The organism is Mucilaginibacter sp. P2_A4 (genome assembly GCF_056405015.1).
The window spans coordinates 1-24,638 of record NZ_JBFUCX010000016.1; the positions used below are offsets into that span (position 1 = coordinate 1).

The following is a 24,638-nucleotide window of genomic DNA, read 5'->3' on the forward strand; positions in this document are numbered from 1 at the left end:
GGTGAAAGGTGAAAGGTGAAAGGTGAAAGGTGAAAGGTGAAAGGTGAAAGGTGAAAGGTGAAAGGTGAAAGGTGAAAGGTGAAAGGTGAAAGGTGAAAGGTGAAAGGTGAAAGGGACATTATGTTAAGTAAATACCTTTTAGCTTTAACCTTTCGCTTTTAACCTCCCTATTTATACAAACTCTTGCTCTCAATAAACTTCAAAACCGGATCGGGTACAAAATATTGTACATTCTTTTTTTCGGAGATGGACTTGCGGATGAATGTTGCGGAGAGTTCCATGAGTGGGGTCATGGTAATGGTTACAGATGGATGATTGGCCAGCTCGGCGTTTTCGTAGCCGGGGCGGGGGTATACAAATATGCGGTAATCGCGCAGGATGAGTTTATAATTTTTCCACTTGTGCAGGGTGCCCAGGTTGTCAGACCCCATAATAAGAGCAAACTCGTGCTCCGGGTATTTTTCTTTAAGGTGGGTTAAAGTATCAATGGTGTATGATGGCTGTGGTAACCTCAATTCTACATCGCTTACAGTTATATTGGTAGCATTATCAGTCGCCAACCGGGCCATTTCCAACCTGTCATAAGTGTTTATCAGGTCGCCATACTTTTTGAGGGGATTTTGAGGCGATACCACCAGCCAAACCTTATCTAAAGTTGTATGGTTGGCCATGTAATTGGCGATGATAAGATGCCCTATATGTATGGGATTAAATGAACCGAACAGTAAGCCTATCTTCATAGTTGGCGCCCCCTAACCCCCTAAAGGGGGAATGAATTAAAAGTTTTTAATGAATTTGTAAGCCCTTGCCAAATAGTATTCAGCACTCCCCCGTTAGCTAACGGGGGTAGGGGGGCTAATAAAACTACTCACCAGCTCCTTTGCTTCTGCACAAGCCGTTTCAAGATCGTAATTTTTGAGGATAATATCAAATTGAGGGGCGTATTTTAGTTCTTTTTCGGCTTTTGCAAAGCGTTCGCGCAGTTTTTCTTCACTATCAGTGCCACGGCCGGTTAATCGCTCTATTAAAACCTCCAATGATGGGGGTTGTACAAATATTGCAAGTGCCTGCCCGTCGTATTTACGTTTAAGGTGAAGTCCGCCTTCAACGTCGATATCAAAGATTACGGTTTTGCCTTTTGCCCAGATGCGTTCAATTTCGGTACGCAGGGTGCCATAAAATGTACCGGTGTAAACTTCTTCAAATTCTACAAATTGCTTTTTTGCAATCCGGTGTGTAAACTCAGCTAAACTAATAAAATAGTAATCTTTACCATCTTCCTCATCGCCGCGTGCCTGCCGTGTAGTTGCCGAAATGGAAAATTCCAATTCAGGAATTATACTCAACAAATGATGTACAATAGTAGTTTTGCCTGCTCCGGAAGGGGCCGAAAATATGATGAGTTTACCTTCTTGGTCCATTAGTTTATTAGCTCATTAGCTCATTAGTTCATTAGTTCGTTGATGGCGCATAGTCACCAGCTTGCTACCAATGAACTAATGAACCAGTGAACTAATAAATTATAATACGTTTAATAGTTGTTCTTTAATTTTTTCTAGTTCTTCTTTCATGCCTACAACCAATTTCTGGATGTTGGCATCATTGGCTTTTGAGCCAAGGGTATTTATTTCGCGACCGATTTCCTGTGAGATGAAACCCAGCTTTTTGCCATTGGCATCGGCGTTTTTAAGTGTTTCAATGAAATATTCGCAATGCGTTTTTAGCCTTATTTTTTCTTCGGTAATATCCAGCTTGTCGATGTAATAAATCAGCTCCTGCTCAAAACGGTTTTGGTCAATTGCTTCGCGATTGGTTGCTTCGGCCAAAAATGAGTTCAGCCTTTCGCGGATGAGTGGCACACGTTTAGGATCTTCTAACTCAACCAACTCCAGGTTTTTGAGGATGATATTAATACGGTATTTTACATCGTTCTCCAGTACATTTCCTTCATCAGCCCTAAATTGCTGAAAAGAGGCCAGGGCCTGCTGAAATGTTTTTTCTACCTGTTTCCATTCATCTTCAGATACAGTTTCATCGTCATATTTAACAACTTCGGGCAAGCCTAAAGCAAGTTGTAACAGGTTTGATGTTGGCTCGTTAAGCTCCTGGCTTACATCTTTAAGTTGTTGGTAGTAGTGTTTTAATAAAACCTTATCAATACCTGCGGCTTTAATAGAAGCATTTACCTGCTCAACATTAATGGATAGATTCACTTTACCGCGCTCTATCAGCTTACTGCAATCGTTACGCAGCTGAAATTCTTTTTCAGAAAATATTTTGGGCAAACGGAGTGAAAGTTCAAGAAACTTGCTGTTCAGGGATTTGATCTCAACGGTATATTTTGTATTACCCGAATCAAAACTGGCAATTCCATACCCTGTCATGGATTTTATCATGCGCAAAGATAGGGTTTTAGTCGGAAAGTCTGAAAAGTCAGAAAGTCCGAAAGTCGGAAAGATTTTTGTCTGTTTATTTTGGGCAAAAATACCACTATCATTTGGTGCTACTTTCGGACTTTCAGACTGTCCCGACTTTCGGACTCCTCCGACTTTAACACTTTTTCACAATTAGTTTAAAATACTCTGGTTATCTTTACGTTCTTATAAGTATTAATGCGCATTCGTTTTACCCTGCAGTTACTCGTTTGCTTTTGCTTTGTTTTAAATGCATCAGCACAGGAATTTACCCTTAAAGGGGTTATCTCCAAAAAAAACACGCCCGAGCGTGTTGGTCAGGTAATGATCAAAGATTTACAAACTAACACTTTAATTACCAGCGACGATCTTGGATGGTTCTCCATAAAAGTATCTGTTGGTGATACGCTGCTTTTTTCGAAGGAAAATTTCACCCCTCAAAAAATAGAGGTGCTTAATAATAGCGATATGCCTGTTTACCTGCAACCCCAGGTTGTACTAAAGGAGGTTAAAATTACCGGCCAAACCAAACGGCAGGAGCTGAATGAAATAATGGGTGATTATCGTAAACAGGGTACATTTTACAATGGTAAGCCGCCGGTAACTTCATTTATAACCAACCCTATAACGGGTATTTATGAGCTATTTGGTAAAACTCCTAACCGGGCAAGGCGTTTTGCCCAGTTTTCAAAAGGCGAACTGGAGCAGGCTGAAATAAACAGGCGATATACCGTAGCCTTTGTAAGGCAAATAACTAAATTAAAATCTGATACGCTGGCACAGCGGTTCATGAATTATTATACGCCAACGTTTGATGACCTGAAGGGCTGGAATGATTACGACCTGATTCAACATACCCAAAAATCATTTGAGTACTATAATAACAGCGGTGAGAAAGATAAATTAGAATTGCTTAATTCACCAACTTTCATCAAGCCCGATTCAACCAAGCTATCTTCGCCGGGGAAACACTAATAAGTAAATTGTATTTAGATACTTAAAGCTTCGCAGGCTTTTTCGGCTGCAAGCTTTTCGGCATTCTTTTTACTAAATTCCTTGCCAGATCCCATTACATCACCATCAACAAGGGCTTGTACTGTAAAAAGTTTGGCGTTTTCGCCCTCCTGGTTGGTTACCAGTTCAAAAGTAATATCGCGGCCATGACGCTGGCACCATTCAATTAATTTACTTTTAAAGTTAGTTTCGGTTTGCTCCAGCTTGTGAATATCAATGTGCGATTTGATGATGTGGTTTATCAGGAAGTTTTTGGTAAAATCATACCCCTTATCCAAATAAACAGCACCAATTAAAGCTTCAAAGGCATCGCCAAGTAATGATCCCTGCCTGCTTGAATTCAGCATCCGGTTATCATACTCAATTAATTTATCAAAACCCAGCTTGCGGCCAAGCTGGTTCAGATTGTTGCGGCTCACAATTTTTGAGCGTAACTCCGTTAAAAAGCCCTCGTCTTCATAAGGGTAGAGTTTAAAAAGTACCTCGGCCACAACACTGCCGAGTACTGCATCGCCCAAAAACTCCAGGCGTTCATTACTGTTTTTTACGCCCTTTTTTACGTTTTGGGCAACAGATTTGTGTCGGAATGCCAAACGGTATAATGACAAATTGCCCGGCACAAAACCGAGCAAATTATTCAAAACCTTAACGTATTTTCTATTGGGCGATATATAAAGCTTGTAAAACCGATTGATAGGCATTAAACCACAATTAATCTTCGTATTTCTTAAATATCACAGAAGCATTATGGCCGCCGAAACCAAAACCATTGCTTTGAACTATATTAATATCCCTATGCTGTGCTTTATTGAAGGTGAAATTAATTTTAGGATCAAAAGAAGGATCATCGGTAAAATGGTTAATAGTAGGGGGTATTATACCATTCTTTAAAGCCAAAATAGAGGCAATTGCTTCAACCGCTCCGGCAGCACCAAGTAAATGGCCTGTCATTGATTTGGTAGAGCTGATATTTATACGGTAAATATCGTCGCCAAAAACATCCTGTATAGCTTTAATTTCCTGCGGATCGCCTATTGGTGTTGATGTTCCGTGAACATTCACATAGTCGATATCTGCAGGGGTAAGGTTAGCATCTTCCAGGGCTGCACGCATAACAAGTGCCGCGCCAAGCCCATCCGGGTGAGGTGCTGTCATATGATAAGCATCGGCACTCATACCGCCACCCATCATTTCGGCATAAATTTTAGCGCCACGGGCTTTTGCATGCTCCAGTTCTTCTAAAATTATGGTACCTGCGCCTTCGCCAGCTACAAAACCATCCCTGTCCAGATCAAACGGACGCGATGCCGTTGACGGGTCATCATTACGGGTTGATAATGCATGCATAGCGTTAAAACCGCCGATACCTGCTTCATTGATAATGGCTTCAGAACCTCCGCTTATAAACATATTAGCTTTACCCAAACGGATATAGTTAAAAGAATCAATAAGCGAATTGTTTGATGATGCACATGCAGAAACAGTTGAAAAATTTGGTCCGCGCAATCCGTATTTGATTGAAATATGGCCTGGGGCAATATCTGCAATCATTTTAGGGATAAAGAACGGGTTAAAACGTGGTGTTCCGTCGCCTTTGGCAAAGTTTACAACTTCATCCAAAAACGTTTTTAAACCACCGATCCCCGATCCCCAGATAACGCCTATACGGCTGGTATCTAATTTGCTAAAATCCAATCCTGCGTCTTTTACGGCCTCTTCTGTTGCGAAAAGTGCGTATTGTACAAACGGATCTAATTTACGGGCATCTTTACGACCCAAAAAACCATCCGCATCGAAGCCCTTCACTTCACATGCGAACTTAGTTTTGAAATGTGTGGTATCAAAACTTTTGATAAAGGCAGCGCCACTTACCCCATTGATCAAACCGTTCCAATATTCTGAAACGGTATTACCAATTGGAGTAAGTGCTCCAAGCCCGGTTACTACAACTCTTTTGAACTCCATTTAATCCAGTTAGGGAGTCTTATTTAACGTTTTTTTCAAGGTAAGCAACAGCCTGACCTACAGTACCGATAGTTTCAGCCTGATCGTCAGGAATAGCCACGTTAAATTCTTTTTCAAACTCCATGATTAATTCCACGGTGTCTAACGAGTCGGCACCAAGGTCATTGGTGAAACTCGCTTCTGGTGTTACTTCACTTTCGTCAACACCCAGTTTTTCTACGATAATAGCTTTTACTCTTGAAGCGATATCAGACATAGTCTTTATAGTTTAATGATTAATAAAAATTCAGTGCAAAGAAAAATAAATTCTGTCAATAATCAAATCTAAAAACTTTTACAATATAATTCGATAACAAAATTTTATTCGAACGGTTTCGATTTGTATTTTTGACGGTGTAAAAGTAATGATTTTGAACAGGAAATTTTTAAAGTTTGAGATCGATTTTGATTTTGTGCTAATTGCGGTAACAACTTCATTAAAAGATTACCGCGTATGTTATCTTATCAATAAGTTTTTAAATTTTAATTTTGTGAAAACGGAGGATCTGTCTGTTGATATTCAGCAGGGGAGTGAACCTGTTTTGTTCTCAAAGTACCATTATAGCTGGGAAACTACCGAGACAGATTTTTATTTTATTGCCAATAAAGGCTCTGAGGGCTATTTAGTGCCCGAAATTAAGCGTGCTGATTATTTTTTAATGATCAGGAATTATATTGATGATAATGACCTTGACAACCTGATATCAACCCTAAATAAGATACCCGAAATTGTTGCTGCAGTAAAGATTGATCCGAAAAAAATAAAATCACGGGAAAATCTGTTATTTTAGCGCAAAATTTTAAAAGTGTTGGTATTACACCTAAATGTGAATACGTAGCCAGATTAACCAGAACAATATGAAATTATATTATAATCGTACTAAGATTGTTGCCACGATGGGCCCGGCATCAGCTAAAAAAGAAGTTTTATTAGCAATGATAAAAGCCGGCGTAAACGTTTGTCGCCTTAATTTTTCGCACGGACGCCCCGAAGACCACAAAGCTGTTATTGATACCATCAGAGAAATCAACGAGGAATATAAAACCAATGTTGGAATATTAGCTGATTTACAGGGCCCCAAAATCCGTATTGGTTTAGTAAAAGATGGCGGTATTCATTTAGTTAACGGTACGCAGATTAAAATTACTACCCAGGAATGTATTGGTAATGATGAGCAGATCTACATTACTTATGATACTTTCCCGCAGGATGTACAGGCAGACGAAATTATTTTGCTTGATGACGGTAAGCTGCAGTTAAGGGTAATTGAAACCAACAGGTTAGATACTGTTATATGCGAAGTTGTGCATGGTGGTATTTTAACATCACGTAAAGGCGTTAACCTGCCAAATACTAAGGTATCTATCCCAAGCTTAACAGAAGAGGATTTGATTAACCTGCAGTTTGCATTAAAATATGATGTGGAATGGATTGGTTTATCATTTGTACGTACCGGCCAGGATATTATTGAATTAAAAGAAATTATTGCTAAAAGCGGTAAAGCCGCAAGGGTAATAGCTAAAGTTGAAAAACCGGAAGCTATTGATAACATTGATGAAATTATTGCCGCTACAGATGGCGTAATGGTAGCCCGTGGCGATCTTGGAGTTGAAATGCCTTTGGAAGAAGTGCCATTGCTGCAAAAGATGATAGCCCGCAAATGCCGCGCGGCATCAAAACCGGTAATTGTTGCAACCCAGATGCTGGAGTCAATGATCACTACCCCGCGCCCAACCCGTGCCGAGGTTAATGACGTTGCCAACTCTGTATTGGATGGCGCCGATGCAGTGATGCTAAGCGGTGAAACATCTGTTGGTGAGTTCCCGGTGATAGTTATTGAAACTATGGCCAAAATTGTACGCAACGTTGAAGAGTTAGGTTATAACTTTAATTCATCTAAAGAAGTAAACTCTGATCCTGCATCGCCAGATTACCTGAGCAATACAGTTTGTGAGTCGGCAGTTCACCTTGCACAAAACAGCAATGCGGTAGGTATTGTATCTATGACAACTTCTGGTTACACCGCGTTCCAGATCTCGAGCCACAGGCCTAAAGCAAGTACTTACATATTTACAGCTAACAAGCAGTTATTAAACGCGCTTAGCCTTGTTTGGGGAGTACGTTCTTTTTACTACGATAGATTGAATAGTACCGACGAAACAATCAGCGATGTAAATAACATACTGAAAGCTGCAGACTTAATTAAATCAGGTGATGTAGTGATAAATACAGCTGCAACGCCAATTATTAAACAAGGTAAAACCAATATGCTTAAAGTAAGCGTTATTGAATAATTATAAAATTTTAACTTAATGTAAAAGCGGGTTGTGCAAATGCATAACCCGCTTTTTATTTTGATGGCAGCCAGCTAATTAACCTATAAAAAACTGCTGGCTAACAATTTTTCCGTTTTCAACTTTATAAACACAAACCTCTTCAACTAATTTATTTCCCTGCCCCTTCACCGTGAAACTCATAGAAAAAATTAAACTGAAGTAGCTTCCTGCAAAAATCGCTTCGGATACTTTGATATCATGGATTTCTACTTTTGCAAGAAATTGATTTTCATATTCAATCAGCTTATGAAGACCAACTATTGGCTCGTTTTTATTATTCGGATCAATGCTTACTGCATTGTCAGCAAATAATTCGGTATACGCTTCAACAAATTTAAGCTCGTTACATAATGAAGCTAAGCGATTGGCAATTTCTGGTATCGTGTTCATTTTTTTTGAAAGTTTGTGTTATAATACTAATCAACGGTAATACTATATGAATGTTTACAACCTGCAATACGTAAAGGGAAAGAATGATATAGAAATGATATAACACGTAACGGGGGCTAAAACAAAAAAACAGCGATGAGTAATCCCCATCGCTGTTTTTGATATAGTTAATATCTATTTCTTATTCGTTTTCAATAGCCGAAAATACTTCCAGCAGAATATTCCACTTTTTTGACTGCGCATCAATTTCCCAGATGCGTACATAGTTGTAGTTACCCACTACATTGCCTTTGGTAATACGTGCATGACCGTAGCTGTAAGCCAGGTCATTACTCACAGAACGACCTGCATCAGTGGTTTCGGCAGATATGGTGATGGCCTGGTTATTGATAAATTTCATGATCACATCGGGCCCGGTCATCGGTTCAAACCCAGGGAAGTAGTAACGGCCCTCCGGACTTAAAAACTCTTTATAGCTGGCCAATGCAGATATGGTTAACGAGTGGTTGAATATTTTATCGGTGTTTACAATAACACTTTTAGCTGTAAAGGGATCCTTGCTCGGTGCAGATTTTATGGTAGCATCGGGTTCTTTAAAATCAGTTACCGCTTGTTCTTCCGGTTCGGGGTGTTGTATGCCCAGATCAATCAGCAGCTTTAATTTATTATTGTCGTCAGCATCGATCCGCCAGATAGAAACATAATCGCCGTAAACTTTGTCATCCTCCGTTTTGCCATTTTGGTAAACATAGGGACCGGCAGTAAAGGCAAGATCGCCATTGGCAGATATGCGGGCAAATTTTGGCTGCCAGCTTAACTTGCCGGCTTGCTTATCAATTTTATTATAAAAATCGGTTATTTTTACGGCATCGGGTTTAAATACAATACCATCTGGAGCTGCAACGGCTAAAAAGCCATCTTTTATACCTTTACGTTCAACTAATTTATTGAAAGCCTCTTCGGCTGAAACAACTTTACTTACTTTAACCGGTGCTGTTTGCGCTAAGGCTAAAATGCTATAGCTCATAAATGTGGCGGCTAATAATATTTTCTTCATATTTTAATAAGATATTGGGAGGAGCAATTTAATGATAAATTTTAAGTTGATTAGGCAATTGCAAATCGCGCTAAATATGGATAGTTTTATGCAATTGCATGTAACCTGTAAACGGAATCCATTATATTAAATTGTGGAGGGGCTATGTTTAACATATAAAAATTGCTGCTCAATGTGTTCATTTGTTGTATGGTTTCATAACAGCTTTGTTATTTAAAAAAGCCTTTTTGTTACTAACTACGAATATTTAACCCAATAATATGCATAATGTTTTGTTTAAAAACTTCATTATGCTTTTAGTGTATAAAATTACGTTATTATGAAAATATCTTTTTTAGGTTTTTGTATAGCTGGCTTGCTGGTAAATTCTTTTGGTGCAAAAGGGCAAACGCAAATGCTAAATGATAACCAGGGCAAGCCTGTTATGGAGCAAAATTATATTGATGTTGAAGGTAGCCCATACCTTGTGCCAAACTGGTTTCCGGGTAAAGTTAGCCTGGTTAGCGGTAAAACGATGCTGGCAAAACTTAAATATGATTTGATAAAAGATGAACTTTTATTTCAAAGCCCGCGGGATTCATTGGCCCTGGCTTTTGTTGAACCTGTAAGAAGCTTTAGCTTTGATACATTTGGAATACCAGAGAGCAATCTTTTACCCCTGGTGTTCAGCAGTGGCTACCCGGCTGTTGATGAACAAACAGCTTCGTCGTTTTACCAGGTAATTGCCGATGGCAAAGTCAAAGTTTTAAAGCGCTATAAAAAGATAATTCACTCAGATCAGGTTTTTAACTCAGCAACCGTAACAAAAACTTTCGCGTTAAAGGATGCCGTTTATTACTTGTTGATGAATGATAAGATTACCAGGATAAAACCCGGCTCAAAAGCGATCCTTACTGCATTAAATGATAAAGCGGAGAAGATGCAAACCTATATTAAAAGTGCCAAGGTTGATTACAAAAGCGATACCGACCTGGCTAAGCTGTTTAATTATTATAACTCGCTGTAAGGTAGGGGCTGCCTAAAAATAAACAAATAAATAAATAGATCGTCATTGCGAGGTACGAAGCAATCTCCAAGCTATACAGAGGGGCTCTACAAAGTCGATCTGCCTATTTAGAGATTGCTTCGTACCTCGCAATGACGCACAAATATGTGTTAATGAATTAAATTTAGACAGCCCCTAAGAAACACGAGGAAAAAGTATTTTATCCTTTAATGCTAAATCTTAACCCAATTCTACGCCCTGGTATCATTCCCGTTATAGATGCTCAGATAACTTTCATAGCGCGATAGTTCAATCTCACCTTCTTCCAACGCCTCCAGCACAGCGCAGCCGGGCTCGTTAATATGGCGGCAGTTATTAAAGCGGCATTGATTCATGCGGGAGCGCATCTCAGGGAAAAAGTGGCTTAGTTCCTGTTTTTCTATGTCGATAACGCCCAGTTCGCGAATGCCGGGAGTATCTATAATGAATCCGCCTTGTGGCAGTTCAAACATTTCGGCAAAGGTAGTGGTATGCATTCCCTTATCGCTCCACTCAGATACCATATTAGTACGCAGATCAAGATTGGGCAACAGGGCATTGATCAGGCTGGATTTCCCTACACCCGAATGACCGGAGAACAAGGTCACTTTATCCTTTAACAACTCCTGTACCTGACTAATATTGGTGCCTTCTATGGCCGATACCTCAAAGCATGGATAACCAATTTTTTCATATACAGCTTTATAGTCGGCCAGTATTTCCAGTCCTTCATCACTAAACAGGTCGAGTTTATTGAAGATCAACCTTGCAGGAATGTCATAGGCTTCGGCTGTTACCAAAAAGCGATCAATAAACCCCAATGAAGTACGTGGCGAGGCCAGGGTTACTACCAGCAAAGCCTGGTCAAGATTGGCAGCAATGATCTGCGCCTGCTTGCTCAGGTTAATGGCCTTGCGGATAATGTAATTTTTACGCTGATGCAGTTTGGTGATCACGCCGCTTTGCTGCTCGGGCTCCATTTCAAATTCCACTACATCGCCTACAGCTACTGGGTTGGTGGTGGTGATGCCGTGCATCCTAAACTTTCCTTTTATCCGGCAATCAATCCTTTCCCCGTCGGGTGTTTGCACCTGGTACCAGCTTCCGGTCGATTTTATAAGTAATCCCTGCATATCAGCCTCAAAAGTAACAAATACATCGCTTTAATTTGTCATTGCTTTATTTAGCGCAGCAATGCTTGCCTGTACTGCACTATTCATCGCTGCAAGATATTTCCTGATCATACCGCGATTGATATTCATAGAAGTAATTAAACCAATATGCTTTTGCTTATACAGTTTGATCAGGTAATCCGGATCATTTTGGTAACCTATAGCATTAACAACACCATTTTTGGGCCTGAAATGAATATTGAACATTTTGTATGTGTAGCCATTATTTCTGCAATTTATTTGCACAGAAACAACCGCGTAAAACGGAATGCTTATTAATCCCGGCGTAACATTGTACAATAAAATGCCCTGGCCAACAATACTGCCTTTAATATTTTTGCCCTGTATGGTATCGGGCTGATGATCTGCATAATAACTGTTGAACCATTTTTTGGCCGTACTATCTAACATGATACTATCGCGGCCCTGTACAATAATACTGTCAGTATAAACCAGCTTATTATTAATTGTGGGCAGATTATAGATCAGGCTGTCATTTCCCTGTTGAGCAAAGCCCGGCACAGCCATCAGCAGTAACAATATAACCAGTAAAAGCTTATTCATCATTTTGGGTAATTATAGTTAAAATCATATAGATCAGTACTTGTTTTTTAGAAAAAGCAAAATAATCCTTGCTAATTAGAAAACATCTATTAACTTTGTCGACATTAAATATGACAATTAACAACACCATTATTACATCTATTATTACCATCGGCAAAATTACCGGGGGAAGATAATCGTATGGTGTAAAACATAAAAGAAACCAAATGAAAGCCTTCCTCCGCAAAGAGGAAGGCTTTTTTATTAAATATTGATTACTAAACCCAACAATGAAAGTTTTAAAATTCGGTGGCACATCTGTAGGATCAGCGGCAAGCATCCAAACCCTTTTAAACATATTAAAGGATGAAGTTAAAAATGAAGACAAACCGGTAGTTGTATTATCGGCTATGGGCGGGGTAACCAACCTGCTGGCTTCAATGGCCGAAGATGCCGCCAATGGTAAAGAATTTACCGCGCCGCTTGCCGAGCTGGAAAGACGCCACTTTGAAGTGGTGAAAACCCTGCTTGATGTACAAAATCAAAACCCTGCCTTTACACGTTTAAAAATACATTTTAACCAGTTAGAGGAATTGCTGCAAGGCATATTAACACTAAGGGAGCTTACCCCCAAAACCCGCGACCAGGTGTTAAGTTATGGCGAACGCTGCTCAACCATTATGGTGAGCAAAATTGCCGCCCAGCATTTTAAAGAGGTATTGTATGTTGATGCCGCCGATGTAATTAAAACCGACAGCGCTTTTGGTAACGCTAAGGTGAACACCGACCTTACCGAAATGCTGATCCGTAACCTGCAGCAAGAAAATAAAGATAAAATACTTTTCGTAACCGGCTTTATTGCGGGTAACGATGCCGGGCAAACCACAACCTTAGGTCGTGGAGGCTCAGATTATACCGCGGCAATATTTGGTGCGGCGCTAAATGCTAAAGAGATCCAGATATGGACAGATGTTAACGGAATGATGACCGCCGATCCGCGGATGGTTAAAAAAGCCTTCTCTTTAACCGAGCTTACTTATACCGAAGCGATGGAGCTTTCGTACTTCGGCGCCAAGGTGATCTATCCGCCAACCATGATCCCGGCATTTTTAAAGAAGATCCCTATCGTTATAAAAAATACTTTTGAGCCGGAGTTTGAAGGCACCGTGATCCGTCATAACTGCAAGGCGTCTACGTTACCAATCAAAGGAATCTCCTCTATTAACAATATCAGCATCCTTAATTTAGAAGGCAGCGGCATGGTTGGTAAATCGGGTTTTAGCGGTCGTTTATTCTCGCTATTGGCAAGGGAGCAGATCAATATCATCCTTATCACCCAATCATCATCAGAGCATAGCATCACCTTCGCGGTACAGCCGCAGGATACCGAGCGTGCCAAACTGGTGATAGAACAGGAATTTGAACTGGAGCTTTTAGCCAAAAAACTGGAGCACCTGGTTATCGAAAAAAATCTGGCCATATTAGCTGTAGTAGGCGAAAATATGAAACAAACTCCTGGAATGTCGGGCAAGTTGTTTCACTCATTAGGCCGTAATGGCGTTAACGTAAGAGCTATCGCCCAGGGATCATCGGAGTATAATATCTCGGTGATCATTTCGGCACAAGACCTTTCAAAAGCATTAAATGCGGTACACGATGCATTTTTTGTACAGTTAACCAAAACACTGCATGCTTTTTGTTTAGGTACCGGTAACATTGGTAAAACCCTGTTTAACCAACTGAAAGCGCATACCGAATATTTAAAAGATAATAACGGCATCCAGGTGAAAATTGCAGGTATCAGCAATACCCGCAAAATGACCTTTAACAGCGATGGTGTTTCGTTGGATACCTGGCAAAATGATCTGGAATCTTCGCCATACCAGGCCGATCTGCAGGAGTTCATCAACAGGATGAAAGAAATGAACCTGCCTAACTGTGTATTTATTGATAACACTGCCAGCCCGGTACCGGTAGGTTTTTACGAAGAAGTTTTTAAGGCAAATATCTCGGTTATTACCTGCAATAAAATAGGTAACTCGGCCAGCTACAAACAATACCGCACGTTTAAAGATACCGCCCGCAGCCATGGAGTTGATTTCTTTTATGAAACTAACGTTGGCGCAGGCTTACCAATCATTAACACCCTAAAAAACCTGATGAACAGTGGCGATAGGGTGCAACGCATCGAGGCTATCCTATCGGGAACCATATCGTTCATCTTTAATAACTTTAAAGGGGATGCCAATTTTCACGATGTGGTAAAAGAAGCGCAGGAAAAGGGCTATACAGAACCAGATCCTCGTGACGACCTGAGCGGGAAAGATTTTATGCGCAAAATGCTCATTCTTGCCCGTGATGCCGGTTACGCTATGGAAGAAGCAGACGTGGAGATTGAAAGCGTATTGCCAAAAGCCAGTCTTGAAGCCAAATCGGTTGACGATTTTTACGCAACCCTTAAAACCGAAGACGCCCACTTTACCAGGCTTAAAGAACAGGCCGAAAAAGATGGTAAGGTATTGCGTTATATAGGCAAGCTGGAAGATGGCAAAGTAACTATTACCCTGCAAATGGTTGATGAGAACCATCCATTCTACATGCTATCGGGCAGTGATAACATTATATCGTTCACAACCGATAGGTACAAGGAGCGCCCGCTGGTAGTAAAAGGCCCCGGCGCAGGTGCCGAAGTTACCGCTGCCGGTGTATTTGCTGATCTGATAAATTTGGGCGCAAATTAAGAGCCCCCCGCTCCCCTGAAGGGGGAGGAATAGTTTGATAAAAAAATGGGCATAGCCCCCTAACTCCCTGAAGGGGGAATAAAAGTTTGATAGAAATGGAAAATAAGATAGAAGATTTAACAACAGCCCCATCTTTGGCACCCCCTTCAGGGGGCGGGGGGGGCATTCACGTTTTTGCCCCGGCCACTGTTGCTAATGTGGTATGTGGTTTTGACGTGCTTGGCTTCGCGGTAAATGAGCCGGGCGACGAAGTGATTATGCGGATGACCAATAAACCCGGCATCACCATCAGTAAAATTACCGGTGATGACGGGCGTTTACCAATGGATCCGGCTAAAAATACGGTGAGTGTGAGCGTGCAGCATTATTTGCAAAGCGTTGGCCGTACCGATATTGGGCTGGATATTGAACTGCACAAAAAAATGCCGATAGGCAGCGGACTTGGTTCAAGCTCCGCAAGTACGGTTGCGGGCTTGTTCGCTATCAAAACCTTATTGGGCGATGATAGCGATCCGGCTAAACTGTTACCCTTCGCCATGAAGGGCGAAGAAATGGCTTGCGGTCATGGTCATGCTGATAATGTTGCGCCTGCTCTCTTGGGCGGCTTTGTATTGATCCGTAGTTATGAACCCCTTGATGTAGTTCGCCTGCCTCACCCCGCCGGTTTGTATTGCGCCATTGTATTTCCCGATGTAGATGTACCTACGAGGGAAGCCCGCCAGATTATCCGTAAAAACATCCAGATGAAGGATGCTGTAACCCAGTGGGGTAACATTGCCGGATTGGTAAGCGGTTTATTCATGAACGACATTGACCTGATAGGCCGTAGCATGAAAGACGTTTTGGTTGAACCCGTACGCTCCATGTTGATACCCGATTTTTACAAAATGCGCGAAATGGCCATGGAGCTTGGCGCAGTAAGCTTCGGTATCTCCGGATCGGGCCCCTCTGTTTTCGCTTTTACTAAAGATGAAGACACAGCTAAGCGGATTACCCAAAAATTGCAAAAGCATTTAACAGCGCTTAAAATTGGTTCAAATGGTTATGTATCAACGATAAATGATGCAGGGCCGAGGGTGCTTGGGTAAAAGTGAAAATTAAAAAGTCAAAACAACTAATCTAAAACTACCATCATTGCGAGGTATAAAATACAGGGCCTCTTAAGGAGAAATGACATTTTAAAAGGTTGTCATCCTGAGGAACGAAGGATCTATTCGCAAACTGTACAGGGCGAAGAAGCATAGTGGAGAGTAGATCCTTCACTCCGTTCAGGATGACAAAAAAAGGTCGTTTCCCCCGTCATTGCGAGGTCCCTCGCAATGACGGGGGAAAAAATAAAAAAATTATAAATCCGAAATCGAAATTCCGAAATCCGAAATCAAAAAAATGAAACTCTACAGTACCAACAACATCCAATCAGAAGTATCTTTTAAAGACGCGGTTTTTAACAGCATGCCGCAGGATAAAGGTTTATATATGCCTATCAGCATCCCGCGTTTAGATGATGATTTTATCAATAACCTGGATAAATATTCCTTACCGGAAATTGCTTACCGCGTAGCTAAAAACCTTTTGGGCGATGCCATGCCTGCCGACGATCTGAAAGCCTTAATAGATGATGCTATCAACTTTGATGCACCGGTTGTAAAGCTGGATGACAACGTACACGTACTGGAACTTTTTCACGGACCATCATTGGCTTTTAAGGATTTTGGCGCCCGTTTCATGAGCCGCGTAATGAGCTATTTTTTAGAGGACGGCGAAAAGCAACTGGATGTATTGGTAGCCACAAGCGGCGATACAGGTGGTGCGGTTGCATTGGGCTTTTTAGGGGTACCCAACACAAGGGTTACTATCTTGTATCCTAAGGGCAAGGTAAGTGGCGTGCAGGAACAACAGCTTACAACCAACGGCCAAAACATCCGTGCATTGGAGATTGACGGTACTTTTGATGATTGCCAGGCCCTGGTTAAACAAGCCTTCACCGATGCCGAATTGAATGAGGAGTTCCGCTTAACATCAGCAAACTCTATCAATATAGCCCGGTTAGTGCCGCAAACTTTTTATTATTTTAACGCTTATGCGCAACTGTTAAGGCAGGGTGTTAAAAAAGTAATATTTTCTGTACCAAGTGGCAATTTTGGCAATATTGGCGCGGGTTTACTGGCCTGGAAGATGGGCCTGCCTGTTGAAAAATTTATAGCTGCTACTAATGCCAATGATACTGTGCCCGAGTTTTTAAAAACGGGTGTTTATCAGCCAAAGCCATCAGTAGCAACCTTGTCAAACGCCATGGACGTTGGCAACCCAAGTAACTGGGTGCGTATTGCCGATCTGTTTAAGGCTGATATGGACGAGCTGAATAAATTAGTGGTTGGCTTTACCTATAACGATGATGAAACAATAAAAGCCATTAACTGGGTATTTGATACTTATGATTATGTGGTATGTCCGCATACTGCTATAGCCTGGCAGGCCTTAACCGATTATCAGCACGATCATAGCAGTGCCGATACTGCAGGTGTATTTTTAGCAACCGCGCATCCGTGCAAGTTTCCTGATGTTTTTAGCGAGGAGATAGCGGCTAAAATAGATGTGCCGGAGCAGGTAAAAGAACTGGAATCAAAAACCAAACTGGCAATAGCCCTAAGTAAGGATTTTGAAGATTTTAAAGGGTATTTGCTGAACGCGAAATAAGCCGTTTTTTTTATAACCTTTATCGACTTACGAAGTTTTTGGGTGGGGTAGTTTTCAATGGGGCTATTGAAAAACAAGTATCCCCCAATTAAACTTCGTAAGTTTTATTATTCATGGTTATATTTGATCTGTAAAACCTATATCAATGCTCAACAAAAATATCATCGCTCTGCTTTGCTTAATAATCCTGGCAGTTACTGCTTGTAAACGGAACCGGAAATTTGATCGGGATAACTGGAACGAGGGGGATGGATTAACATTTAGCTATCGGGAGTTAATGGTGGATGATTTACTAAAAAATTACAAACTTAAAGGTTTAAAGTACCAGGAGGTAGTTCATTTACTGCACCGCCCGCAACAAAGCGACACGGCCCAAATGACCTATGAAATAACGGAGATATACAAACCCGGCAAACCACGGTATGTTAAGCAACTTATCCTGTCTATGAAAGATTCTGTGGTAACTGACGTTAAAATATACGAGCATACTGATAAAAAGTAATACCTTTTATTTATTTCTTAAATCGGGGTATTTACAAATTGAGTAATTTTATTTTAACGAGTTTGTATCAAAATAATCTTCCAAAGTACTTATGGTCGCCTGTAAGCCGTTTTCTAATTTAATTTCTTCCCCTATCTCATGGATGTTACTCAAATATTCACTTGTCTGAATTATGGACAAAGCAGCTAAAATCCTGGCAGTGGTAATTTTTTTAAAAGGTAAATGAATCCCTAATCGTTTGCTTTCAATGATTGACCCCCACCAGGGCTGATCGCCAAAAACGGAGACGACGACTAATGGAATTTTGGCCTTTAAAACAGCAGCCAAGGTTCCGGCACCACCATGGATTATTGCTGATGAACATTTTGGTAAGAGCCATTCGTGATTTACAAAATCCAAAACAAATAAATTGGGATGGGAGGGTATGCCGGGAAGTATGGCCCACCCTTTACAAAATACTATTCTAATATTATTTTTTAGAACAATTTCTGTTAAAATGGTACTAAATAATTCGGGATCTGGAATCGGCATACTCCCGAATCCAATGTAAACCGGCTTTTCGCCCTCATCAATCCATCTTAATAAAGCCTCATCAATTTGCCGTAAATTATTTGCTGTTTTTCTATCAGCCGACGTTATGAAACCTCTTACGTGAGTATTACTCGGCCAATCGTCAGGACGTTCAATAAGCAGGTGACTAAAGCAATATAAATTAAGAATGTTTTCCGAATGGATACTCTCAAGTATGGGCCTTTTTAATGGATTTAGACCCAATGAAATTCGAAATTTATTAATTCCTTTTTTGTTCAAAGACCAGTCGATTGTTCTTAAAAGCCAATAGGTAAAGAGGTTATAATTGGGGGAATTAAAAAAGTTCAAACCAACAAATGGAAAGGCTTTAGTCGGGCTACTTGGGGGCTGAAACTGAATGATCCCCCAACTTTTATTCAGCTTCTCTGCAACTGCGCCAACCCACGGTATGCATAATACACTGGAAATGATCACATCTGCATTTGCACATCCTGATAATATGTCCTTATTTATTATGGGTTGAAGTTTTCGGCCGGCCTTTTGCATATAACGCAAAAGGGAGAATGTATTTCCGGTTTTTAATACGCGTAACCCTTCGGGAGAATGTATAATTTCTTCTACGTTGCCATGCAAGGCATGAAAATCTACGCCATGTCCATTTACAAAGTCTTTGAAATTTTCAGGTGCCAGTAACGTCACCTGATGGCCCTTGTCCATTAGTCCTAAAGCCAAAGAAACAAAAGGCTGAACGTCACCCCTCGAACCGTAAGTAGTAATTGCAAAGTGCATAATTTTCGCCCGTGAAGCTTTTTGATGGTTTAAGTTTTTAAATGTAAGTATTTATTTTAATATTAACATTTTCATATAATATATAAGCAATAGGCGTGATGGATTAAAAGGCGTGATGGAGTACTGATCCATATATTTGACAGGGCAGCGTCTATCGAAGCGCGCAAATTTTTGGTCGATTGGCAATAAAGCAAAATTATTCAATTGTTTGATCTCTAAATAAATTTTAAAGTGTTTATTTGTTTAAAGCTTTAAAAAATGATCAATACCATCATATTCGACCTCGGTGCAGTTTTGATTGACTGGAACCCGCATTATGTATATCGTACCATATTTGATGACGAGCAGGAAATGAAAAACTTTTTGGCCACGGTTTGCACATCCGATTGGAATGAGGAGCAGGATGCCGGTCGTTCCTTACATGAAGGTACCGAACTGCTTATTGCCCAATTCCCGGAGCATGAGGCAAATATCCGGGCTTTTTACGGCCGGTGGGTTGAAATGCTTGGCGAGCCTTTTCACGGAACGGTTGAGGTTTTTAAACAGTTAAAGGAGAGTAAGAAATACAAGATATACGCACTCACCAACTGGTCGGCAGAAACTTTTCCGTTTGCGGTGGCGCGTTTTGATTTTTTAGACTGGTTTGATGGGGTGGTGGTATCTGGTACCGAAAAAATGCGCAAGCCAGCCCCTGAGTTTTACCAGGTACTGCTTGATCGGTATAATGTAAAGCCCGAAGATGCTTTATTTATTGATGATAATTATCGCAATGTTTTAGCTGCAGAAAAAGAAGGGATTAAAAGTATTCACTTCAAATCCGCGGATGAATTGGCAGCGGAATTGAGAGAGCTTGGGATTTTGTAATAGATATGGTATTTGTATTGCGCAATTAAGTCGATGTACCCCGTAGGGGTTACCTGTTTGTAGCAAAACAACACGAAATGAGATTTTGCGCCGTAGGTGCAACCTAAATATGGAAGGGTAGCCCATACCGGGCAAAAGAATTAATAGGAATGATTCTACAAACAGTTAGATCCTAACGGAGCAGAATTTTAGTCCGTGTAATTTTTAAATCCGTGTAATCTAAAGATCAATCATGCTGTAATCAAACTCCGGACTAAAGGTATACCTGAGCTGAACCAGGCCGGTTGAAAATTGTTCGCTACCAAGAAACATCAGTTTGGTACGATCTTTAACGATGAACAGCGGTTTACCAGCGCCTAAAATTACGGGGTGAACAGACAATATAAACTCATTAATCTGCCGTTGCTCTATAAATGCCGAAATCAATTGAGCGCCTCCAAACAGCCAGATGTTACCACCGGGTTGATGCCTGATCTCTTCAACACGTTGTTTAAAATCTGCCCGGCGAATAATTTCTGAATTGCCCGGCACCGTTGTCAGCGTATCCGAGAAGACATACATTTTAAGTGCCCCAAACAATTCAGGCCCCGCGTTCATGAGTATTTCATAACTTTTACGGCCAAGGAAAATGGCATCGGCATTGTTCAGGAAATCTGTCATCCCGTAATCCTGATCGGTAAGGCACCAATCATATTCGCCGTTTGGCCCTTCAATAAAACCATCGAGGCTCATGGCCAGGTTTAAAACTACTTTCCGCATACTAATAGGTATGATTATTCTTCGCCCTGGTGTTTATCTTTCCATTGTTTGCTGAATGATTTATCGGCAACATCCGGCATTTCTCTTAAATGGCCCCAGGTGCTTTTAAAGAAAAACCGGAGTAAAAAGTTTTTCATTTTGCCGCCAAAAAAATCGGTAAGGTTACGTTTAAGCATACCTTTTTTCCAGATGGCCCAGCCCCAGCGCTCTTTATTAGTAACAAAGCCCTGGTTAACGGCATCACGGCGATTAAGCAGCAGCATTTTATGGATATCTATTTTTACAGGGCAAACTTCGGTGCAGCTGCCGCAAAGGCTTGAAGCATAGCTAAGGTGTTTAAACTCCTCCATGCCATTGGTATGTGGAGTAATAACGGAGCCAATTGGCCCGCTATAGGTTATATTATAGGTATGGCCCCCAATATTTTGATAAACCGGGCACACATTAAGGCAAGCCCCGCAACGGATGCAATATAATCCCTGGCGCTGCTCCTTTTGGGCAAGCAGGTTGGTGCGGCCATTATCAATCAACACCACATACATCTCCTCGGGTCCATCGGTTTCATTTGGCTGGCGCGGACCACTTAAAATGGTGTTATATACCGTAAGATTTTGTCCTGTACCGTGGGTAGATAGCATAGGCCAAAACAAATCCAGATCAGTAATTGACGGAATGATTTTTTCAATACCTGCCACCACAATATGTACCCTGGGGAAGGTGGTGCATAAGCGGGCGTTACCCTCATTTTCGCTGATGGCGATACTGCCGGTATCAGCCAGCAAAAAGTTGGCTCCTGTTATACCCACATCGGCCTGTAAATATTTATCACGAAGCAGTTCGCGGGCTTTTAAAGTAAGCTGCTCTGGTGTAGCATCAAGCGGGCTGCCAAAGCGCTCATGAAACAGTTTGGCAATATCCTCTTTACTGAGGTGCATAGCCGGCGTAACAATATGGTAAGGAGCCTGCCCTAAAAGCTGAACTATGTATTCACCAAGGTCGGTTTCTAAGGATTCAATATGGTTCTCCTTCAAAAATTCATTCAAATGAATTTCCTCGGTAACCATTGATTTTGATTTTACTACGGTTGTGGCTTTTGCCTTTTGGATGATGTTCAGGATTTCGCGATTGGCTTCTTCGGCATCATTAGCCCAGATCACCTTGCCGCCGCGGCGCTGAAAATTGGCTTCAAACTCCGGTAAAAACTTATCCAGGTTTTCCATCACTTTCCACTTAATCACATGCCCTTTCTTTTTGGCATTATCCAGATTAATGATCCTTGAAAGTCCGCTTGCTGCAGCCGCGTTGTATTTATCAATACTGTTATTGATAATACGGCGGTGATCTACATCAAATGCCTTTTCTTCCGAGGCAACCAAAAATTCTTCGGCAGTGCTTCCCATATATGCGAATTTAGGTTTTTTTGTGAGAAGTTGTTTAGGCGAATGGTTGATTAAGTTAGATTAAATTATTTGACGTTCAAGGTTTGAAACAAAAAGAGGCGCAAATATTGCGCCTCCTGGTAGTATTTATTCCTCTTTAAATTCAATCAACAATTCACCTATTTTGATGGTGGTGTTACGTCTATCACCGGTTTTTTATCGCGGTTAGCTAATTCCCAACCTGTGTAAAATACCAATTGCGTACGTTTTGCCAATAATGGGAAGTTGATCTTGCTCACCTCATCACCTGGCTGGTGATAATCGGCATGTACACCATTGAAGTAAAATATGATGGGCACACCATGTTTGGCGAAGTTGTAATGATCGCTGCGGTAGTAAAACCTGTTAGGATCATTAGGATCATCATATTTGTAATCCAATTTCAGTTTGGTGTAAGTGTCATTCGCTTTTTCGCCAATGTCATGCAGGTCTTTACTCAGCATGGCCGAACCTATAGAGTATACATAGTTTGCAGAATCGGGTTTGCCAATATATTCTTCACCCACACGGCCTATCATATCAATATTAAGGTCGGTAATGGTGTTAGCCAACGGATAAACCGGATGATCGGTATAGTATTCAGAACCTAACAATCCTTTTTCTTCGCCTACGTTACCTAAAAACAGCACACTGCGGCGCGGGCCATGACCATCTTTTTTTGCCTGCGAAAATGCACGGGCAATTTCAAGGATGCCTGTTGTACCAGATCCGTCATCATCGGCACCATTGTTCACTTTATCTTTTCCATCGGGGTTTAAGCCAATGTGATCATAGTGTGCAGAAAATACCAATACTTCATCTTTTAAATCGGTACCGGGCATAAATCCTACCACATCAACTGCTTTCACAGGAGTTTGTTCATTGGCGTATGCAGCTACAAAATCTACATTTGCAGTTACAACCGGAGTTGTAGCAGCCGCCGCCTTTAAATCAGCAAATGTTTTCCCGGTTGATTTAACCAGCTCATCGGCCATAGCAGTGGTGATGTGTAATGCTCCGGCAATCTTAGGCGCTCCGGCTTCCTCCTTAATAGTTAAACGAGGGCTGGCAATACTTTTGCCGTAACGTTTAAGCAAATTTGTTAAATCGCCATTTGCCGCCAAAATAAGCGAAGGGTTTTTGCTTTGCAGATTCTTTAATATTTGCAGGCGCGCTGTACCCATGCGCACAGAGGTATTTGGAGTTTTACCCGCCTCTGGCTTATCTTCATTTATCCACAATACAACCTTATTGGTTAAATCTGTACTGCCTAATTCGCTATCGGTACCAAAGCCAACAAATACAAACCCGGCTGCTTTTATGTTATTATCAGGAATTGTACCATTCGGAAAAAAATCCTGTCCTAACGCAAACGGCTTTCCATTAATGGTAAGTGTTGTTACTTTTAAAGCGTTTTGCACCAACGGCACATCAAAAAAGTACGAGCCTTTCACGGGGGCTTGCAGACCTAATCTTTTAAATTCGGCGGCAATGTAATTGGCTGCTTTTTCGGCGCCGGGCTTGCCGGTTTCGCGACCTTCAAATTCGTCAGAGGCTAAAATACTCAAATGCTTTTTAGCATCCTCGGCGCTGATGAGCTTCGCGTACTTCATCGCCGTAGGGTTTTGTTGCGCGCAGGCATTTGCCGCAACAACAGCAGAGAGCGCAAGTAATGTGATTTTTTTCATTTATGATAATAATTAAGTCAGTTTCTTTTTAGTTCAGGATTGATGGCTTACAGATCATAGCTTTGTGCTTTAAGCCTTTGGCTTTATGCTTTTTCCTTTGTCCAAAAATCTTTTGTCCGCTCTCAGCAGGCCATTTTTCCTACTCTTGTAGCGTGCCTGCCGCCTTCAAAGTCGGTATTGAAAAATGCGTTCACGATTTTTTGAGCTTCGTCAATGCTGATAAAGCGAGCGGGAATACAAACGATATTGGCATTATTGTGGCTACGGGCCAGTATGGCCAGCTCTTCGTTCCAGCAGATTGCCGCACGGATGCCCTGGTGTTTGTTGGCTGTTATGGCAACCCCATTGGCGCTGCCGCAAACTAGTACGCCAAGATCGCATTCGCCACTTTGAACTGCAGATGCTACAGGATGTGCAAAGTCGGGATAATCAACAGAGGCGCTTGAATAAGTTCCGAAATCTGTGAGTTGATCTGCAGGGATCTCTGCGGATAAAGCCTGTTTATAATCAAAGCCGGCATGATCGGCACCAATGGCAATTTTAAGCCCTTCTTTCATCGTACAAAAATATCTTTTTGCAAATGTGCAAAATTAGGATGATAGATGCACGGATTTCAGGGAAGCAGATTGTAATTATGAGGATTGTTACAATGATGGGGGGCGTTAAAAAAAACTTTTGTCCTCCTGAACGCAGT

Annotated in this window: 24 protein-coding genes; 9 read left to right on the forward strand and 15 right to left on the reverse strand. The window is 41.2% G+C overall.

Annotated features, from left to right (window positions below; genetic code table 11):
• Positions 1 to 167: 167 nt before the first annotated feature.
• The 3 genes from nadD to AC1DYB_RS24290 all read right to left on the reverse strand — a co-directional run bounded on the left by nadD (position 168) and on the right by AC1DYB_RS24290 (position 2,396).
• Positions 168 to 740 (reverse strand): nicotinate (nicotinamide) nucleotide adenylyltransferase, encoded by a 573-nt coding sequence (nadD, locus tag AC1DYB_RS24280; RefSeq protein WP_295711600.1) that lies wholly within the window; start codon positions 738 to 740, stop codon positions 168 to 170.
• 93 nt (positions 741 to 833) lie between these two features.
• Positions 834 to 1,421, reverse strand: coding sequence for a guanylate kinase (gene gmk, locus AC1DYB_RS24285; RefSeq protein WP_477438730.1), 588 nt, complete (start codon positions 1,419 to 1,421; stop codon positions 834 to 836).
• A 99-nt stretch (positions 1,422 to 1,520) separates the two neighbouring features.
• Positions 1,521 to 2,396, reverse strand: a complete 876-nt coding sequence (locus AC1DYB_RS24290) for a YicC/YloC family endoribonuclease (protein WP_295711605.1) — start codon at positions 2,394 to 2,396, stop codon at positions 1,521 to 1,523.
• A 216-nt stretch (positions 2,397 to 2,612) separates the two neighbouring features.
• Here AC1DYB_RS24290 and AC1DYB_RS24295 point away from each other — a divergent pair, with 216 nt between their 5' ends.
• Positions 2,613 to 3,389 carry a hypothetical protein gene (locus tag AC1DYB_RS24295; protein WP_295711607.1) on the forward strand — a complete coding sequence of 259 codons (777 nt, stop codon included), beginning with the start codon at positions 2,613 to 2,615 and terminating at the stop codon, positions 3,387 to 3,389.
• A gap of 14 nt (positions 3,390 to 3,403) precedes the next feature.
• Here the strand turns inward: AC1DYB_RS24295 and rnc are convergent, their stop codons facing one another.
• The 3 genes from rnc to AC1DYB_RS24310 are packed head-to-tail and all read right to left on the reverse strand — an operon-like array spanning position 3,404 to position 5,649.
• A complete protein-coding gene (rnc, locus tag AC1DYB_RS24300) occupies positions 3,404 to 4,129 on the reverse strand; it encodes a ribonuclease III (RefSeq protein WP_295711609.1) in 726 nt (241 codons plus the stop codon).
• 10 nt (positions 4,130 to 4,139) lie between these two features.
• Positions 4,140 to 5,393 (reverse strand): beta-ketoacyl-ACP synthase II, encoded by a 1,254-nt coding sequence (gene fabF / locus AC1DYB_RS24305; RefSeq protein WP_295711611.1) that lies wholly within the window; start codon positions 5,391 to 5,393, stop codon positions 4,140 to 4,142.
• 19 nt (positions 5,394 to 5,412) lie between these two features.
• Positions 5,413 to 5,649, reverse strand: coding sequence for an acyl carrier protein (locus AC1DYB_RS24310; RefSeq protein WP_031266521.1), 237 nt, complete (start codon positions 5,647 to 5,649; stop codon positions 5,413 to 5,415).
• A gap of 148 nt (positions 5,650 to 5,797) precedes the next feature.
• On the opposite strand from AC1DYB_RS24310, the gene AC1DYB_RS24315 reads away from it, so the two are divergent.
• Together AC1DYB_RS24315 and pyk are read left to right on the forward strand one after the other, a co-directional pair.
• Entirely contained in the window at positions 5,798 to 6,223 is a 426-nt protein-coding gene (locus AC1DYB_RS24315; protein ID WP_295711612.1) for an IPExxxVDY family protein, read from the forward strand.
• Positions 6,224 to 6,290: 67 nt separating this feature from the next.
• On the forward strand, positions 6,291 to 7,727 hold the full coding sequence (pyk, locus tag AC1DYB_RS24320) for a pyruvate kinase (RefSeq protein ID WP_295711614.1): 1,437 nt from the start codon (positions 6,291 to 6,293) through the stop codon (positions 7,725 to 7,727).
• Between the two features lie 78 nt (positions 7,728 to 7,805).
• Here the strand turns inward: pyk and AC1DYB_RS24325 are convergent, their stop codons facing one another.
• Both AC1DYB_RS24325 and AC1DYB_RS24330 read right to left on the reverse strand, forming a co-directional pair.
• A complete protein-coding gene (locus AC1DYB_RS24325) occupies positions 7,806 to 8,159 on the reverse strand; it encodes a SnoaL-like domain-containing protein (RefSeq protein WP_477438733.1) in 354 nt (117 codons plus the stop codon).
• Between the two features lie 181 nt (positions 8,160 to 8,340).
• Positions 8,341 to 9,216 carry a Cif family virulence factor gene (locus tag AC1DYB_RS24330; RefSeq protein WP_477438735.1) on the reverse strand — a complete coding sequence of 292 codons (876 nt, stop codon included), beginning with the start codon at positions 9,214 to 9,216 and terminating at the stop codon, positions 8,341 to 8,343.
• Positions 9,217 to 9,535: 319 nt separating this feature from the next.
• Here AC1DYB_RS24330 and AC1DYB_RS24335 point away from each other — a divergent pair, with 319 nt between their 5' ends.
• Positions 9,536 to 10,222: a hypothetical protein gene (locus AC1DYB_RS24335; RefSeq protein ID WP_477438737.1), complete on the forward strand. Its 687-nt coding sequence runs from the start codon at positions 9,536 to 9,538 to the stop codon at positions 10,220 to 10,222.
• A gap of 230 nt (positions 10,223 to 10,452) precedes the next feature.
• On the opposite strand, the gene rsgA is transcribed toward AC1DYB_RS24335, so the two are convergent.
• Positions 10,453 to 11,373 carry a ribosome small subunit-dependent GTPase A gene (gene rsgA, locus AC1DYB_RS24340; protein WP_477438739.1) on the reverse strand — a complete coding sequence of 307 codons (921 nt, stop codon included), beginning with the start codon at positions 11,371 to 11,373 and terminating at the stop codon, positions 10,453 to 10,455.
• Positions 11,374 to 11,403: 30 nt separating this feature from the next.
• Positions 11,404 to 11,979 (reverse strand): hypothetical protein, encoded by a 576-nt coding sequence (locus tag AC1DYB_RS24345; RefSeq protein ID WP_477438741.1) that lies wholly within the window; start codon positions 11,977 to 11,979, stop codon positions 11,404 to 11,406.
• A gap of 266 nt (positions 11,980 to 12,245) precedes the next feature.
• Here AC1DYB_RS24345 and thrA point away from each other — a divergent pair, with 266 nt between their 5' ends.
• The 4 genes from thrA to AC1DYB_RS24365 all read left to right on the forward strand — a co-directional run bounded on the left by thrA (position 12,246) and on the right by AC1DYB_RS24365 (position 17,895).
• A complete protein-coding gene (gene thrA, locus AC1DYB_RS24350; RefSeq protein WP_477438743.1) occupies positions 12,246 to 14,696 on the forward strand; it encodes a bifunctional aspartate kinase/homoserine dehydrogenase I in 2,451 nt (816 codons plus the stop codon).
• 95 nt (positions 14,697 to 14,791) lie between these two features.
• Positions 14,792 to 15,784 carry a homoserine kinase gene (locus AC1DYB_RS24355; protein WP_477438745.1) on the forward strand — a complete coding sequence of 331 codons (993 nt, stop codon included), beginning with the start codon at positions 14,792 to 14,794 and terminating at the stop codon, positions 15,782 to 15,784.
• Between the two features lie 298 nt (positions 15,785 to 16,082).
• Positions 16,083 to 17,393, forward strand: coding sequence for a threonine synthase (gene thrC / locus AC1DYB_RS24360; protein ID WP_477438747.1), 1,311 nt, complete (start codon positions 16,083 to 16,085; stop codon positions 17,391 to 17,393).
• Positions 17,394 to 17,538: 145 nt separating this feature from the next.
• On the forward strand, positions 17,539 to 17,895 hold the full coding sequence (locus tag AC1DYB_RS24365) for a hypothetical protein (protein ID WP_477438749.1): 357 nt from the start codon (positions 17,539 to 17,541) through the stop codon (positions 17,893 to 17,895).
• A gap of 48 nt (positions 17,896 to 17,943) precedes the next feature.
• On the opposite strand, the gene AC1DYB_RS24370 is transcribed toward AC1DYB_RS24365, so the two are convergent.
• Positions 17,944 to 19,215 carry a glycosyltransferase gene (locus AC1DYB_RS24370; protein ID WP_477438751.1) on the reverse strand — a complete coding sequence of 424 codons (1,272 nt, stop codon included), beginning with the start codon at positions 19,213 to 19,215 and terminating at the stop codon, positions 17,944 to 17,946.
• A 258-nt stretch (positions 19,216 to 19,473) separates the two neighbouring features.
• Here AC1DYB_RS24370 and AC1DYB_RS24375 point away from each other — a divergent pair, with 258 nt between their 5' ends.
• Positions 19,474 to 20,079, forward strand: coding sequence for an HAD family hydrolase (locus tag AC1DYB_RS24375; RefSeq protein WP_477438753.1), 606 nt, complete (start codon positions 19,474 to 19,476; stop codon positions 20,077 to 20,079).
• A gap of 219 nt (positions 20,080 to 20,298) precedes the next feature.
• Here the strand turns inward: AC1DYB_RS24375 and AC1DYB_RS24380 are convergent, their stop codons facing one another.
• The 4 genes from AC1DYB_RS24380 to rpiB form a co-directional block, all read right to left on the reverse strand.
• Positions 20,299 to 20,838 carry a dihydrofolate reductase family protein gene (locus tag AC1DYB_RS24380; RefSeq protein ID WP_477438755.1) on the reverse strand — a complete coding sequence of 180 codons (540 nt, stop codon included), beginning with the start codon at positions 20,836 to 20,838 and terminating at the stop codon, positions 20,299 to 20,301.
• Positions 20,839 to 20,852: 14 nt separating this feature from the next.
• Positions 20,853 to 22,238, reverse strand: a complete 1,386-nt coding sequence (locus AC1DYB_RS24385; RefSeq protein ID WP_477438757.1) for a LutB/LldF family L-lactate oxidation iron-sulfur protein — start codon at positions 22,236 to 22,238, stop codon at positions 20,853 to 20,855.
• 158 nt (positions 22,239 to 22,396) lie between these two features.
• Entirely contained in the window at positions 22,397 to 23,944 is a 1,548-nt protein-coding gene (locus AC1DYB_RS24390; RefSeq protein ID WP_477438759.1) for a M28 family peptidase, read from the reverse strand.
• Positions 23,945 to 24,066: 122 nt separating this feature from the next.
• Positions 24,067 to 24,501 carry a ribose 5-phosphate isomerase B gene (rpiB, locus tag AC1DYB_RS24395; protein ID WP_477438761.1) on the reverse strand — a complete coding sequence of 145 codons (435 nt, stop codon included), beginning with the start codon at positions 24,499 to 24,501 and terminating at the stop codon, positions 24,067 to 24,069.
• Between the last annotated feature and the right edge of the window lie 137 nt (positions 24,502 to 24,638).

Excerpts from the sequence above, each read along its gene's own strand:
- AC1DYB_RS24355 (WP_477438745.1), top strand. The coding sequence starts at position 14,792 with ATGGAAAATAAGATAGAAGATTTAACAACAGCCCCATCTTTGGCACCC.
- AC1DYB_RS24390 (WP_477438759.1), bottom strand. The coding sequence starts at position 23,944 with ATGAAAAAAATCACATTACTTGCGCTCTCTGCTGTTGTTGCGGCAAAT.
- AC1DYB_RS24335 (WP_477438737.1), top strand. The coding sequence starts at position 9,536 with ATGAAAATATCTTTTTTAGGTTTTTGTATAGCTGGCTTGCTGGTAAAT.
- fabF (WP_295711611.1), bottom strand. The coding sequence starts at position 5,393 with ATGGAGTTCAAAAGAGTTGTAGTAACCGGGCTTGGAGCACTTACTCCA.
- rnc (WP_295711609.1), bottom strand. The coding sequence starts at position 4,129 with ATGCCTATCAATCGGTTTTACAAGCTTTATATATCGCCCAATAGAAAA.
- AC1DYB_RS24370 (WP_477438751.1), bottom strand. The coding sequence starts at position 19,215 with ATGCACTTTGCAATTACTACTTACGGTTCGAGGGGTGACGTTCAGCCT.
- nadD (WP_295711600.1), bottom strand. The coding sequence starts at position 740 with ATGAAGATAGGCTTACTGTTCGGTTCATTTAATCCCATACATATAGGG.
- AC1DYB_RS24315 (WP_295711612.1), top strand. The coding sequence starts at position 5,798 with ATGATTTTGAACAGGAAATTTTTAAAGTTTGAGATCGATTTTGATTTT.
- AC1DYB_RS24385 (WP_477438757.1), bottom strand. The coding sequence starts at position 22,238 with ATGGGAAGCACTGCCGAAGAATTTTTGGTTGCCTCGGAAGAAAAGGCA.
- AC1DYB_RS24375 (WP_477438753.1), top strand. The coding sequence starts at position 19,474 with ATGATCAATACCATCATATTCGACCTCGGTGCAGTTTTGATTGACTGG.
- AC1DYB_RS24290 (WP_295711605.1), bottom strand. The coding sequence starts at position 2,396 with ATGATAAAATCCATGACAGGGTATGGAATTGCCAGTTTTGATTCGGGT.
- AC1DYB_RS24325 (WP_477438733.1), bottom strand. The coding sequence starts at position 8,159 with ATGAACACGATACCAGAAATTGCCAATCGCTTAGCTTCATTATGTAAC.
- gmk (WP_477438730.1), bottom strand. The coding sequence starts at position 1,421 with ATGGACCAAGAAGGTAAACTCATCATATTTTCGGCCCCTTCCGGAGCA.
- rpiB (WP_477438761.1), bottom strand. The coding sequence starts at position 24,501 with ATGAAAGAAGGGCTTAAAATTGCCATTGGTGCCGATCATGCCGGCTTT.
- thrC (WP_477438747.1), top strand. The coding sequence starts at position 16,083 with ATGAAACTCTACAGTACCAACAACATCCAATCAGAAGTATCTTTTAAA.
- AC1DYB_RS24295 (WP_295711607.1), top strand. The coding sequence starts at position 2,613 with ATGCGCATTCGTTTTACCCTGCAGTTACTCGTTTGCTTTTGCTTTGTT.
- AC1DYB_RS24380 (WP_477438755.1), bottom strand. The coding sequence starts at position 20,838 with ATGCGGAAAGTAGTTTTAAACCTGGCCATGAGCCTCGATGGTTTTATT.
- AC1DYB_RS24330 (WP_477438735.1), bottom strand. The coding sequence starts at position 9,216 with ATGAAGAAAATATTATTAGCCGCCACATTTATGAGCTATAGCATTTTA.
- AC1DYB_RS24345 (WP_477438741.1), bottom strand. The coding sequence starts at position 11,979 with ATGATGAATAAGCTTTTACTGGTTATATTGTTACTGCTGATGGCTGTG.
- AC1DYB_RS24365 (WP_477438749.1), top strand. The coding sequence starts at position 17,539 with ATGCTCAACAAAAATATCATCGCTCTGCTTTGCTTAATAATCCTGGCA.
- AC1DYB_RS24310 (WP_031266521.1), bottom strand. The coding sequence starts at position 5,649 with ATGTCTGATATCGCTTCAAGAGTAAAAGCTATTATCGTAGAAAAACTG.
- pyk (WP_295711614.1), top strand. The coding sequence starts at position 6,291 with ATGAAATTATATTATAATCGTACTAAGATTGTTGCCACGATGGGCCCG.
- rsgA (WP_477438739.1), bottom strand. The coding sequence starts at position 11,373 with ATGCAGGGATTACTTATAAAATCGACCGGAAGCTGGTACCAGGTGCAA.
- thrA (WP_477438743.1), top strand. The coding sequence starts at position 12,246 with ATGAAAGTTTTAAAATTCGGTGGCACATCTGTAGGATCAGCGGCAAGC.